Here is a 13260-nt window from a genome sequence, read left to right as displayed (position 1 = left end):
GGCGACGCGGGATTTCGCCCGCGCGAGTAACGTATGGAGTTGATATGGGCGTTTTTGCGCGACTTTTCCGCAGGTCGAAGACCACGGAAGAGGCGTCGACCACCGAGGCCCGGGCCGGCCGGCCGCCGGCCGGGTCCGAGGCGGACGGGACTGCGGAAGCGAAGGAGTCCGGCGAGACCAGCGCCGGGGCCGGGACGGAGCCGGCCCCGGCGAAGGAGAGCGAAAGGGGCGACGCCTCCGAGGCCGTCGAGATCCCCCAGCAGCAGTCCCCCGGGACGGCGGCCGACAGCGAGGCCGACGAGAGCGCCCGGACGTAACAGTCCCGCGAGGGAAGGTGAACCATGGGTCTCTTCCACGATCTGAAGGCCAAGCTGACCCCGGCCAAGGGCAAGGTCTCCGACCTCGCACAGCAGCACGAGGGCAAGATCCAGCACGGCATCGACAGGGCCGCGAAGGTCGTCGACGAGCGGACCAAGGGCAAGTACAGCGACAAGATCCACTCGGGCACCGACAAGGCAAAGGGCGCCATGGACCGGCTCGCGCACCGGCACGACAGGGGTCCGGGAGGTGGCACCACCACGCCGCCGAGCGGCCCGCCGCCGGTGTCCTGAACAGTCGCCGGCCGAGCTGACGGCCGAGCCGACGGCAAGCGCGGACCAAGGAGACACGGCACGCAGGACGGCCGCGGGGCACATGGCTCCCGGCCGTCCGCCGTCGGGCGGGGACGGGTGGGGGTTGTCGGTCGTCGGGTCCGGGGGACTGGGGAGCTGCCGACGACCGCCCACTGGGGAGCTGCCGACACCGGCGCGCGGGATGCTCACAAGCGGCGTGCGGGAGCCGCCGACCATGGCGAACAGGACCCCCGCAAGCGCCACGCGGAAGCCGCCGACCATGGCGAACAGGACCCCCGCAAGCGGCGTGCGGGAGCCGCCGACCATGGTGAACAGGAGGTCTCCGCCGCCGCGGCGCTGGACCCCCGCAAGCGGCACGCGCGAGCGTCGAAGCCGCGTTCACGGAGTCGTCTCAAGCGGCGGTCGGGACCGCTGTCGTGAGCGGCGGACGGCTGTCGTGCGAAGGGCTCATGACCAGGACGCCACCACGTAGCCCACCCCGTACGGCGCGTCCTCGTACAGCAGGGTGCCGGTGAGGTCCGCGTCGGTGGCCGCACCGGCCAGTACCTGCCAGGGTGCCCGGCCCGACACCATCAGCTGCCGCGCCAGCTCCACGTCCAGCGCCCGCAGCGCCGCGAGATCCGCCGCCCCCAGCGCGCGCCCGGCCGCGGCGTCGAACGGCTCGGCCCGTTCGTCGAGGTAGCCCGGCGCCTTCAGCGTGCGGCACGCGCTCGCGTCGCCCATCACCAGCAGCGCCACGCGCCCGGCCCGGGCGGCGAGGTCCCGGCCGATCGCGGTGCATTGGTCGCGCGCGAGTGATTCGCCGACGGCGAGTCCTTCGATCGGCGCGTCCGACCACCCGGTCCGCTCCAGCAGCCACGCGGCGACGGCGAGCGACGGCGGCAGCGGTCGCCGTGCGCCCGCGTCGGCCTCCACGCCGGCCGCCGTCTCCCGGCCCAAGCGTACGCCGACGTCGACGCCGAAGCCGCGGAAGGAGCCGGGCGTGCCCTCGGGGTACGTCTCGGCATCCTCCTGCCGGGTCGGCCCGACGACGATCAGCCGGTCGGGCCGGACGGCGGCGAGCACCCCGAGGGCGTCCGTGCATGCGGCCCGGGCTGCGTCCAGTTCGGGTGCGGCGCCCGCGGCGACGGCGGGGACGAGAAGCGGCGGGCAGGGGCAGACTGCGGCGGCGACAAGCATGATCGGCAGCGTAACCCCGCGGACCCTCCGGTCAGCGCCCCGACCTCAGTCGCAGCCGCATCCGCTGCCCGAGGCCACCGGCAGCGGCTCGGGGACGCCCACCTTCGGCAGGCCCAGCAGCACGCCCGCCGGCTTGACCGCCTCGGCGGCGTTGCGCTTCTCCCAGGCGTCGCCCGCGCGCGTGCGTCGCACGTCGAGGACCGGCCCCTCGGCGAGGAGGTGGTGCGGGGCGGCGTACGTCACCTCGACCGTGACCACGTCGCCGGGGCGCACCTCCTGGTCCGGCTTGGTGAAGTGGACGAGGCGGTTGTCGGGGGCGCGGCCGGAGAGGCGGTGGGTGGCGCCGTCCTTGCGGCCCTCGCCCTCGGCGACCATCAGCTCCAGGGTGCGGCCGACCTGCTTCTTGTTCTCGTCCCAGGAGATCTCCTCCTGGAGGGCCACGAGACGCTCGTAGCGCGCCTGGACGACCTCCTTGGGGATCTGATCGTCCATCTCGGCGGCCGGGGTGCCCGGGCGCTTGGAGTACTGGAAGGTGAAGGCCTGGGCGAACCTGGCCTCGCGCACCACGTGCAGGGTCTGCTCGAAGTCCTCCTCGGTCTCGCCGGGGAAGCCCACGATGATGTCGGTGGTGATCGCCGCGTGCGGGATGGCGGCGCGGACCTTCTCGATGATCCCCAGGTAGCGCTCTTGGCGGTAGGAACGGCGCATGGCCTTGAGGACCGTGTCGGAGCCGGACTGGAGCGGCATGTGCAGCTGCGGCATCACGTTCGGCGTCTCGGCCATGGCCGCGATGACGTCGTCGGTGAAGTCGCGGGGGTGCGGGGAGGTGAAGCGGACGCGCTCCAGGCCCTCGATCCGGCCGCAGGCCCGCAGCAGCTTGCTGAAGGCCTCGCGGTCGCCGATGTCGCTGCCGTACGCGTTGACGTTCTGCCCGAGCAGTGTGATCTCGGAGACGCCCTCGGCGACCAGGGCCTCGACCTCGGCGAGGACGTCGCCGGGACGGCGGTCCTTCTCCTTGCCGCGCAGCGCGGGCACGATGCAGAAGGTGCAGGTGTTGTTGCATCCGACGGAGATCGACACCCACGCCGCGTACGCGCTCTCGCGGCGCGTCGGCAGCGTCGACGGGAACGCCTCCAGCGACTCGGCGATCTCGACCTGCGCCTCTTGCTGCACGCGCGCGCGTTCCAGCAGGACGGGCAGCTTGCCGATGTTGTGCGTGCCGAAGACGACGTCCACCCAGGGCGCCCTCTTCACGATCGTGTCGCGGTCCTTCTGCGCGAGGCAGCCGCCGACCGCGATCTGCATGCCGGGCCGCCCGGCCTTCTTCGGGGCGAGGTGGCCGAGGTTGCCGTACAGCCGGTTGTCGGCGTTCTCCCGTACCGCGCAGGTGTTGAAGACGACGACGTCCGCCTCGCCGTCGGAGCCCTCCGGGGCGCGTACGTACCCGGCGTCCTCCAGCAGTCCGGCCAATCGCTCGGAGTCGTGGACGTTCATCTGGCACCCGTAGGTGCGGATCTCATAGCTGCGAGTGACGCCCACTGTCTGGCTCCGGTCGATGCTGCTCATGCCATAAGGGTAGGCGGTTCCGGCAGTGCCTCTTCCGCGTCTGTCCGAAGCGGCCCTCCACGTAGTCCTCCGCCCACGGGTCGACCATGGCGTACGAGCGTGTGGCCGTCCGCGAGCAGCACGCGTATCGGTGCCGGCATCAACGGCCCCCGCCGGTGGCCGGTATGCGCAGCCGTACCTCCGGGCCCCGCTCGGGCGCCGACCCCACCATGAGCACCGCCCCGGCCAGCTCTCCGCCCGCCGTCGCGCACGTCCTTCCGTGTTGACACCCATGTCGCCGCCGTACGGGCGGATGGCAGCATGGCGGGGCCGGGCCGACCAGCACGACCGGGACCGCCGGGACCGGCCGGGACTGGCCGGGACGGTCAAAAACGCCGGGCGACCGGGACGACGGGACCACCGGGTCACCGGGAGGACCACCGGGACCACTGGGACCACCGGGGCGACCGGGGCGACCGGGGCGACCGGGGCGACCGGGGCGACCGGGGCGACCGGGGCGACCGGGGCGACCGGGGCGACCGGGGCGACCGGGGCGACCGGCGGAACGATCGTCGAGGGCATCCGTCGCCCCGGTGATCGGCCGAGCAATCAGCAGGACGACCGAGCAACGAGTAAGGGGAAGAATCGTGTCCGCACCACGCCTGAGGGCGACGCCGCTGCCGGGCATCGGGGTCCAGTACGACCTGGTGACCCGGGAACACCGCCATCTGTCCGTGGTGGCCCACCGCGACGGCACCCGCACGGTCAACGTCTACCGGGCCGACGACCCCGACTCCTGCCTGCAGTCGCTGCACCTGACCGCCGCGGAGGCAGCGGCACTGATCGACGCCATGCAGCCGTCGCACCACAGCAACAGCCTGCTGTCCACCACGGACCTCGGCCTGGTGGCCGAGCGGATCACGGTCGGCGGGACCTCGCGGTGGAACGGCCGCGTCCTCGGCGACACCCGGATGCGCACCGAGACCGGCGCGTCCGTCGTGGCGGTGCTGCGGCGGGCCGACGCGATACCGTCCCCGGCGCCGGACTTCCGCCTCGCCGGCGGTGACACGCTGATCGTGATCGGCACCCGCGAGGGTGTCGACGCCGCCGCGGCGATACTCGGGCGGGAGTGAGCCGGTGCACTCCGCGGTCCTGTTGATCGAGTTCGGTTCGATCCTGCTCGGCCTCGGCCTGCTCGGCCGCGTGGCCGGCCGGCTGGGCTTCTCCCCCATCCCGCTCTATCTGCTCGCCGGGCTGGCCTTCGGCGAGGGCGGCCTGCTGCCGCTCGGGGCCAGCGAGGAGTTCGTGGCCATCGGCGCCGAGATCGGCGTCATCCTGCTGCTGCTGATGCTGGGCCTGGAGTACACGGCCAGCGACCTCGTGACCAACCTCAAGGCGCACTACCCGGCGGGACTGGTCGACTTCGCGCTCAACGCCCTGCCGGGCGCGGCGGCCGCGCTGATCCTGGGCTGGGGCCCGGTGGCCGCCGTCGTACTGGCGGGCGTCACCTGGATCTCGTCCTCCGGTGTCATCGCCAAGGTGCTCGGCGAACTCGGCCGGATCGGCAACCGTGAGACGCCGGTGATCCTCAGCGTGCTGGTCCTGGAGGACCTGGCGATGGCCGTGTACCTGCCCATCGTCACCGCGCTGGTCGCCGGCATCGGTCTGGCGGCGGGGAGTGTGACGCTGGCGATCGCGCTGGGCGTGGCGGGGCTGGTCCTCTTCGCGGCGGTGCGCTACGGCCGCGTCATCTCGCGGTTCGTCTCCAGCGACGACCCGGAGAAGCTGCTGCTGGTCGTCCTCGGGCTGACGATCCTGGTCGCGGGCATCGCCCAGCAGCTTCAGGTGTCGGCGGCGGTGGGCGCGTTCCTGGTCGGCATCGCGCTGTCCGGGGAGGTGGCGGAGGGGGCGCACACCCTGCTGAGCCCGCTGCGCGACCTGTTCGCCGCGGTCTTCTTCGTCTTCTTCGGCCTGCACACCGACCCGGCGAGCATCCCGCCGGTCCTGCTGCCGGCCCTCGCCCTGGCCGTCGCCACCACACTGACCAAGATCGCGACTGGCTACTGGGCGGCCCGGCGTGCCGGCATCTCCGTCCGGGGCCGCTGGCGCACGGGCGGTGCGCTGGTGGCGCGCGGCGAGTTCTCGATCGTGATCGCCGGCCTGGCGGTGACGGCCGGCATCGAACCGTCCCTGGGCCCGCTGGCCACCGCCTACGTCCTGATCCTGGTCATCCTCGGGCCCGTCACAGCCCGCTACACCGAGCCACTCGCGATGCGCTGGACACGCCGCTCCAAGAACACACCCGGCCCGGTCCGGCACGAGGAGACCGCCAGGGCGGAGGCGCAGGTGGGGGACTGAGGCCGGATGCGTCGGGGCCCCTGGCCCGGGCGCATGACGGACGAGGCGGGGCTGCGCGGAGGGAGCCTGGCGCGCAAGGAGCCCGCGCGAAAGGAGCCCTGAACCGCCACCGTTCCGCTGACGCGCGCCCCCGAGGCGGCCCACTCGCGCCCTCGCGGCTGCCGTCCGCGCCCGGCCCCGCGACCGGCTCACCCCTCGTCCGGCCGCCACCCCTGCCGGCGCAGCACCCCCGCGACGTCCGGCGCCTCGCAGTGCTCCCCCTTCAGGACCTTGCCGTCGGCGCGGCGCACCACCTGGCCGTCGGGGCCCAGCTTGGTCATGTTGGAGCGGTGGATCTCGGCTATGACCGCGTCCAGGTCGATGCCGTGCACCAGAGCTGTGCCGTACGCCACGTAGACGACGTCGGCCAGCTCGTGCGCGAGCTTGTCCAGGGGCCCGGTCACCGCCACCTCGGCGACCTCCGCGGCCTCCTCGGCCAGCAGCTCGGCCCGATGCGCGGCCAGTTCCGACGGGACCCGCTCCGGGGTGCCGCGGACGTCGAGGCCGAAGGCGAGGTGGAACGCGCGGACCAGGTCGGCGGGCGAGGAACTCATGCCAGGAACGATATCGGCCCGCACTGACAGTCCCCTGTGACTCCCGTCCTGGTCAGCCGCCGTACGGGCTGGCAGGATCGCGCGCATGCCCAGAACGTTCCCCCGTATCGGCACCCGCCGCGCCCTGCAGGGCACGGCCGCCGGCGTCGTCGCCCTCGGCCTGCTGCTGTGGTGGCTGCTGCCGCTGGGCGAGGAGCCGCCGAGCGGGTCGATCACGTTCAGCACCGGCACGCCCCGCGGTGTCTACCAGGAGTACGCCACCCTGCTGCGCACCGAGCTGTCCAAGGACATGCCGAACCTCGACGTGCGGCTGCTGACCAGTGACGGCTCGCAGGAGAACGTCGCACGCGTGGCGACCGGCGAGGCCGACTTCACCATCGCCGCGGCCGACGCGGTGGAGACGTACGAGCTGAACAAGGGCCCGGGGGCGGACCGGCTTCGCGGGGTCGCACGGCTGTACGACGACTACGTGCACGTCGTCGTCCCCCGCGACTCGGACATCGACTCGGTCGCGGACCTGCGCGGCAGGCGGGTCGCCGTAGGTCTGCCCCACTCGGGCGTGCGGCTGATCGCGACCCGGGTGCTCAGGGCGGCCGGCATCGACGCGCAGCAGGACATCACGCCGATGTCCGACGGCATCGACACCGGGCCGGACCGGCTCCGGAGCGGTGAGATCGAGGCGTTCTTCTGGTCCGGCGGGCTGCCCACGGACGGTCTGCTGCAACTGTCCCGGAAGTTCAATTTCCGGTTCCTGCCGATCGACGCCGCCTACGTCGACGAGCTGCACCGCCAGGGTCCGGCCACCCAGCACTATCGCGCCACCAACATGCCCGAGTCGGCGTACGGGGCCCGTGGCGGCGTCGCCGTGCCCACGATGGCGGTGTCCAACGTGCTGATCACCCGCAAGGACATGGATCCCGAGCTCACCGAGTGGGTGACCCGCACGGTGATAAAGAGCCGCGACGGCATCGGCGCCCACGTCCACTCCGCCCAGCTGGTCGATCTACGCACGGCGATCTACACCGACCCCCTGCCCCTGCACGACGGCGCGCGGCGCTACTACCGCTCGGTCAAGCCGTAGGGCCGTTGCGCGGCACGCTCACCGTCACCTTCAACCCGTGCGGTGCCTGGTGCTCGTACGCGATGGAGCCACCGGCCGCCGCGAGCAGCGCGCGGGAGATGGACAGGCCGAGCCCCGAGCCCTTCACGTTCTGGTGCCGTCCGCTGCGCCAGAAGCGGTCTCCGACGCGGGTCAGCTCCTCGTCGGTCAGGCCGGGCCCGCGGTCGGCGACCACGACGGTCGAGCGCCCACCGTTGCTGGCCACGGTGACCTCGACGCACTCGCCCGCGGGGGTGAACTTCACCGCGTTGTCGATCACCGCGTCCAGCGCGCTGGACAGGGTCACCGGGTCGGCCCAGGCGGTCGTCGGCGGGCACTTCCCCACCAGCCGTACGCCCTTGGCCTCGGCGGTCGGCGCCCAGGCGGCGACCCGCTCGCCGGTGAGCGCGCCGATGTCGGTGAGCCGGAGGTCGGCCCCGGCGTGCTCGGCGAGCGCCAGGTCGAGCAGGTCGTCCAGGACCCGTGCCAGGCGCTTGCCCTCGGCCTGGACGGAGGCGATCTCCTCGTTGCCCTCGGGCAGTTCGAGGGCGAGCAGCTCGATGCGCAGCAGCAGGGCTGCGAGCGGGTTGCGCAACTGGTGCGAGGCGTCGGCGACGAAGGCGCGCTGCTGCTCCAGGACGACCTCGACGTTGTCCACCATCTCGTTGAAGGAACGGGCGAGCCGCCGTAGTTCCGGCGGCCCGCTGGCCACCGCCACCCGGGACTTCAGGCGTCCGGTGGCGATCTCGTGCGTGGTCGCGTCCAGGACGCGTACGGGTCTGAGCACCCAGCCGGTCAGCCGCAGCGCGGCGCCGACGGCCAGCAGCATGGCGGCCGTCTCCCCGGCGGCGATGACCAGCCAGCCGTACAGGATCCGGGAACGCATCTGCCCGGTGGGCGAGTCGGTGACCACCACCGCGACGACGTCGCCGTCCCGGATCACCGGGGAGGCCACGACGAGCCGGTGGTTCTGCCACGGCCACACCTGCTCGGGATCGTCGCTGCGGCGGCTGAGCAGCGCCTCGTCGAAGGCGGCCCGCACCTCGCCCGTCCGCGGGAGGGACCACTCCGCCGGCGCGTGAGCCATGGAGGTCTCATCGGCGTAGAAGACGCCGACCCTGATGCCGTAGACCTCGTGGTAGCTGTCGAGTTCGCGGCTCAGCGTCTCCAGGCGCCTGCCCGGGGGTTCGGGCGGGGCGTTGACGAACTGGGCGAGGGCCGCGAAGAACGCCGTGTCGTCGATCCGGTCGACGACCACCTTCTGCTGCTGGGCCGCGGCCACGCTGACGGCGAGAGGGATGCCGAGGGCCAGCAGTACGGCCGCCATCAGGACGATCAGCAGCGGCAGGAGACGTGTGTGCACCCTGCCCCGCTACGCGGCCGGGGCGACGAGCCGGTAGCCGACGCCGCGCACGGTCTCGATGAGGGCGGGCATGCGCAGCTTGGCGCGCAGGGACGCGACGTGCACCTCCAGGGTGCGTCCGGTCCCCTCCCAGCTGGTGCGCCACACCTCGCTGATGATCTGCTCCCGCCGGAACACCACCCCGGGACGCTGTGCGAGCAGGGCGAGCAGGTCGAACTCCTTGCGGGTCAGGGGGACGACCGCACCGTCCACGGTGACCTGGCGGGTGGGCAGTTCGATGCGCACGGGGCCGAGGAGCAGCGCGGTGTCGCCGCCGGCCCCCGGGTCCTCGTGAGCGGTGCGCCGGCTGACGGCGTGTATACGGGCGAGGAGCTCACCGGTGTCGTAGGGCTTCACGACGTAGTCGTCGGCGCCCAGGTTGAGGCCGTGGATACGGGAACGGACGTCGGAGCGCGCGGTGACCATGATCACCGGGATGCTGGTGCGCTTGCGGATCTTGCCGCACACCTCGTACCCGTCCTGGTCGGGCAGGCCGAGGTCGAGCAGGACGACGCCGAAGCCGACGCCCTCGGGGACGAGCGCCTGGAGTGCCTCCTCGCCGTTGCGCGCGTGCGTGACGTCGAAACCATGCCGGGCCAGGACCGCGGACAGAGCGGCGGCGACGTGGTTGTCGTCCTCGACGAGGAGCAGTCTCATCCCGGCCCCCTTCGGTTCATCGGCAGTACGGACTCGGCGGGTACACAAACGTGCACACGCGCGCGTGCACCAAGGCAGTGACGCTGATGGAGGAGGACGGCGTCAAGCGGGTTCCGGTTGCCCGGCCCTTCCGTTATCCGGCCGATACGCGACCTGCCGTCCGCGCTACCTGTCGTGTCCAGCTGCTATCGGATCGTGATACTCAAATTCGCCTCAGATGTAATGACGCAGGTCGCGTAGGGTAGCTACTGTCCTCCGAAACCGAGGAGGACGGAGCCTGAGAGCGATGACCGAAGTATCGGTGGCCAAGGAAGATGTGGCCGCGACCGGCGAACTGGTCGTCCTGAAGAGCGTCAACAAGCACTTCGGCGCGTTGCACGTTCTCCAGGACATCGATCTGACGATCGCCCGCGGCGAGGTCGTCGTGGTCATCGGGCCCTCCGGGTCCGGAAAGTCCACCTTGTGCCGCACCATCAACCGGCTGGAGACGATCGACTCCGGCTCGATCACCATCGACGGCAAGCCGCTGCCCGCGGAGGGCAAGGCGCTGGCCCGGCTGCGCGCCGATGTCGGCATGGTGTTCCAGTCGTTCAACCTCTTCGCGCACAAGACCGTGCTCGAGAACGTGATGCTGGGCCAGATCAAGGTCCGCAGGGCGGAGAAGAAGCAGGCCGAGGCGAAGGCCCGGGCCCTGCTCGACCGGGTCGGCGTGGCCTCGCAGGCGGACAAGTACCCCGCGCAGCTCTCCGGTGGCCAGCAGCAGCGCGTCGCGATCGCACGCGCCCTGGCCATGGACCCGAAGGTCATGCTCTTCGACGAGCCGACCTCGGCCCTCGACCCGGAGATGATCAACGAGGTGCTGGAAGTCATGCAGCAGCTCGCCCGCGACGGCATGACCATGATCGTCGTCACGCACGAGATGGGCTTCGCGCGATCGGCCGCGAACCGTGTGGTGTTCATGGCAGACGGCCGCATCGTCGAAGAGGCCGTGCCGGACCAGTTCTTCAGCAATCCGCGCAGCGACCGCGCCAAGGACTTCCTGTCGAAGATCCTCCACCACTGACCGTCGCTCGTCGCCTCCGCGACGAGCCGCGCTTCCCGCACGGACGGCCCTCCACTTCACCACGCAAAGGATGTTCACCATGAAGTTCCGCAAGGTCACCGCCGCGGCGACCACCGCACTTGTCCTGTCCCTGACCGCCACCGCGTGCGGCGGGGGCGACGGGGACTCGGAGTCGGGCTCCGGTGGCAGCGACAAGATCAAGATCGGCATCAAGTACGACCAGCCCGGTCTCGGCCTGAAGGAGCCGGGCGGCTCCTTCTCCGGCTTCGACGTGGACGTCGCCACCTACGTGGCCAAGGAACTCGGCTACGAAGCCGACCAGATCGAGTGGGTCGAGACCAAGAGCGCCGACCGTGAGAACGCCCTCTCCCGCGGTGACGTGAAGTTCATCACGGCCACCTACTCGATCACCGACGAGCGCAAGCAGAAGGTCGACTTCGCCGGCCCGTACCTGCTGGCCCATCAGGACCTGCTGCTCAAGGCGGACTCGGACATCAAGGAGGGCACCGACCTCAACGGCAAGAAGCTGTGCTCGGTGACCGGCTCCACCTCCGCGCAGAACGTCAAGGAGGAGATCGCTCCGGACGCCCAGCTGCGGGAGTACGGCACGTACTCGGAGTGCATCGCCGGTCTGCAGAGCGGTGCCGTCGACGCGGTGACCACCGACGACTCGATCCTCGCCGGCTTCGCCTCGCAGGACCAGTACAAGGGCCAGTTCAAGCTCGCGGGCCTGAAGCTGAGCAACGAGAACTACGGCATCGGTGTCAAGAAGGGCGACTCCGAGACCCTGAACAAGATCAATGACGCGCTGGAGAAGATGGTCAGCGACGGCGCCTGGGACAAGGCCGTCAAGGACAACTTCGGTCCGGCCAACTACCAGAACGAGCCCGCGCCGCAGATCGGCAAGATCGTTCAGTAACGCGGGAGTCCGCACTCAGCCGCGGGAGTCCGCACCCGGCGGAGTGTTTCGCGGGCACGCCGCCGCCGGCCGCTGTCCCGGCGGCGGCGTGCCCTGCCCGCCACGTTCGTCACACACCCGGAAGCGCGGGAGATCGTGTTCGACTTTCTTTCTGACTATGACGACCCGAGCCTGTTGGGCGCCTTCTGGGTGACGGTGCAGCTCACCGTCTTCTCGGCCATCGGCTCGCTGGTCTGGGGAACCCTGCTGGCCGCGATGCGGGTCAGCCCGGTCCCGCTGATGCGCGGCTTCGGCACCGCCTATGTCAACATCGTCCGGAACATCCCGTTGACGGTCATCATCGTCTTCACCTCGCTCGGCCTCGCCGACATCTTCGGGGTGACGATGGGCGCGCCGGACGACTTCGACCTGCAGGGCTTCCGGCTGGCGGTCCTCGGCCTCGTCGCCTACACCGCCGCCTTCGTCTGCGAAGCGCTGCGGTCCGGCATCAACACCGTGCCCGTCGGGCAGGCCGAGGCGGCCCGGGCCCTCGGGCTGAACTTCAGTCAGGTCCTGCGGCTCATCGTGCTGCCGCAGGCGTTCCGCTCGGTCATCGGCCCGTTGGCCAACGTCCTGATCGCGTTGACCAAGAACACGACGGTGGCCGCCACGATCGGTGTGGCGGAAGCGGCCCTGCTCATGAAGGAAATGATCGAGAACGAGGCTCAAACCGTGCTCATCGGCGCGATCTTCGCCTTCGGTTTCGTGGTACTGACCCTGCCCACCGGCCTCTTCCTCGGCTGGCTGAGCAAGCGACTGGCGGTGAAGCGGTGACCTCGGTTCTGTACGACGCCCCCGGCCCCAAGGCCAAACGGCGCAACATCATCTTCTCGGTTGTCTTCGTCGCCCTGCTCGCGCTGCTCGCGTGGTGGGTCTGGCAGGTCCTGGACGACAAGGGCCAGCTGGAATGGGCCCTGTGGAAGCCGTTCACCGAGGGCGCGGCCTGGACGACGTATCTTCTGCCCGGTCTCGGCAACACGCTGAAGGCCGCGGCGCTCGCCATGGTCATCGCCCTCCCGCTGGGCGCCATATTCGGCATCGCGCGCCTGTCCGACCATCGATGGGTGCGCGGGCCGGCCGGAGCGGTCGTGGAGTTCTTCCGGGCGATCCCGGTGCTGCTGCTGATGCTGTTCGCCAACGAGTTCTACGCCCGCTCGACGGACATCAGCAGCGAGGTCCGGCCCCTGTACGCGGTCGTCACCGGCCTGGTCCTGTACAACGCCTCGGTCCTCGCCGAGGTCGTCCGGGCCGGCATCCTCGCCCTGCCCAAGGGGCAGACGGAGGCCGCCCAGGCGATCGGCCTGCGCAAGGGCCAGACGATGACCACCATCCTGCTGCCGCAGGCCGTCACGGTGATGCTCCCGGCCATCGTCAGCCAGCTGGTCGTCATCGTGAAGGACACCGCGCTGGGTGGCGCGCTGCTCAACTACAGCGAACTCGTCAGCGCCCGCGGCACGCTCGCGGCCAACTACGCCAACGTCATCCCGAGCTTCATCGTCGTCGCGATCATCTTCATCATCGTGAACTTCATCCTCACCAGCTTCGCGAGCTGGCTGGAGGCCCGCCTGCGGCGCAGCAAGCGGAGCACCGGCGCGGTGCTCGGGGCCGAGAAGGTGGAGGACCTCAACGCCGCCGAGATCGGCGGCAGCTACGGCACCGGCGCGGAGGGCAAGCCCTGAGGGCCACTCAGTAGCCTGCGGTGACACGAGGGGCAGTGGCATGATCGCCACTGCCCCTCGTCACTTGACGCAAGCACCGGCAATGGGTTGCATAC

General features: G+C 71.0%; 14 protein-coding genes. 9 read left to right on the top strand and 5 right to left on the bottom strand.

All coding sequences use genetic code 11. The annotated features are described in order from the left end of the window. Positions 1–44 precede the first annotated feature (44 nt). Complete coding sequence (locus IPT68_RS27460) at positions 45–317, top strand: hypothetical protein (protein ID WP_189698533.1); 273 nt, start codon at positions 45–47, stop codon at positions 315–317. Positions 318–341: 24 nt separating this feature from the next. Next, positions 342–611 (top strand): antitoxin, encoded by a 270-nt coding sequence (locus IPT68_RS27455; protein WP_189698532.1) that lies wholly within the window; start codon positions 342–344, stop codon positions 609–611. A gap of 468 nt (positions 612–1079) precedes the next feature. Here IPT68_RS27455 and IPT68_RS27450 read toward each other — a convergent pair whose 3' ends face one another. Both IPT68_RS27450 and miaB read right to left on the bottom strand, forming a co-directional pair. Further along, entirely contained in the window at positions 1080–1811 is a 732-nt protein-coding gene (locus IPT68_RS27450) for a class III extradiol dioxygenase subunit B-like domain-containing protein (RefSeq protein ID WP_189698531.1), read from the bottom strand. A 45-nt stretch (positions 1812–1856) separates the two neighbouring features. Then, entirely contained in the window at positions 1857–3377 is a 1521-nt protein-coding gene (gene miaB, locus IPT68_RS27445) for a tRNA (N6-isopentenyl adenosine(37)-C2)-methylthiotransferase MiaB (RefSeq protein WP_189698530.1), read from the bottom strand. Between the two features lie 626 nt (positions 3378–4003). On the opposite strand from miaB, the gene IPT68_RS27440 reads away from it, so the two are divergent. Further along, positions 4004–4489 carry a cation:proton antiporter regulatory subunit gene (locus IPT68_RS27440; RefSeq protein WP_189698529.1) on the top strand — a complete coding sequence of 162 codons (486 nt, stop codon included), beginning with the start codon at positions 4004–4006 and terminating at the stop codon, positions 4487–4489. Positions 4490–4493: 4 nt separating this feature from the next. Continuing rightward, positions 4494–5714 carry a cation:proton antiporter gene (locus tag IPT68_RS27435; RefSeq protein ID WP_228039931.1) on the top strand — a complete coding sequence of 407 codons (1221 nt, stop codon included), beginning with the start codon at positions 4494–4496 and terminating at the stop codon, positions 5712–5714. 188 nt (positions 5715–5902) lie between these two features. Here IPT68_RS27435 and IPT68_RS27430 read toward each other — a convergent pair whose 3' ends face one another. After that, positions 5903–6307, bottom strand: a complete 405-nt coding sequence (locus IPT68_RS27430; RefSeq protein WP_189698528.1) for a pyrophosphohydrolase domain-containing protein — start codon at positions 6305–6307, stop codon at positions 5903–5905. An 85-nt stretch (positions 6308–6392) separates the two neighbouring features. Between IPT68_RS27430 and IPT68_RS27425 the strand changes: the two genes are divergently transcribed. Beyond that, positions 6393–7388, top strand: a complete 996-nt coding sequence (locus IPT68_RS27425; RefSeq protein WP_189698527.1) for a TAXI family TRAP transporter solute-binding subunit — start codon at positions 6393–6395, stop codon at positions 7386–7388. Here the strand turns inward: IPT68_RS27425 and IPT68_RS27420 are convergent. Beyond that, a complete protein-coding gene (locus IPT68_RS27420) occupies positions 7378–8769 on the bottom strand; it encodes a sensor histidine kinase (RefSeq protein ID WP_189698526.1) in 1392 nt (463 codons plus the stop codon). The two genes, IPT68_RS27425 and IPT68_RS27420, sit on opposite strands and share 11 nt — an antisense overlap. 9 nt (positions 8770–8778) lie before the next feature. Then, a complete protein-coding gene (locus tag IPT68_RS27415) occupies positions 8779–9465 on the bottom strand; it encodes a response regulator transcription factor (protein WP_189698525.1) in 687 nt (228 codons plus the stop codon). 286 nt (positions 9466–9751) lie between these two features. Here IPT68_RS27415 and IPT68_RS27410 point away from each other — a divergent pair, with 286 nt between their 5' ends. From IPT68_RS27410 to IPT68_RS27395, 4 genes are all read left to right on the top strand, one after another. Continuing rightward, positions 9752–10528, top strand: a complete 777-nt coding sequence (locus IPT68_RS27410; protein WP_189698524.1) for an amino acid ABC transporter ATP-binding protein — start codon at positions 9752–9754, stop codon at positions 10526–10528. 79 nt (positions 10529–10607) lie between these two features. Next, a complete protein-coding gene (locus IPT68_RS27405) occupies positions 10608–11447 on the top strand; it encodes a glutamate ABC transporter substrate-binding protein (RefSeq protein ID WP_189698523.1) in 840 nt (279 codons plus the stop codon). Positions 11448–11582: 135 nt separating this feature from the next. Next, entirely contained in the window at positions 11583–12260 is a 678-nt protein-coding gene (locus tag IPT68_RS27400; RefSeq protein WP_189698522.1) for an amino acid ABC transporter permease, read from the top strand. Further along, entirely contained in the window at positions 12257–13165 is a 909-nt protein-coding gene (locus IPT68_RS27395; protein WP_189698521.1) for an amino acid ABC transporter permease, read from the top strand. The genes IPT68_RS27400 and IPT68_RS27395 overlap by 4 nt, the downstream gene beginning before the upstream one ends. The last annotated feature ends 95 nt before the right edge of the window (positions 13166–13260 follow it).

The sequence above is a fragment of the Streptomyces chromofuscus genome (genome assembly GCF_015160875.1).
Classification (GTDB): Bacteria; Actinomycetota; Actinomycetes; order Streptomycetales; family Streptomycetaceae; genus Streptomyces; species Streptomyces chromofuscus.
This window is presented reverse-complemented; position numbering and strand designations above follow the sequence as displayed.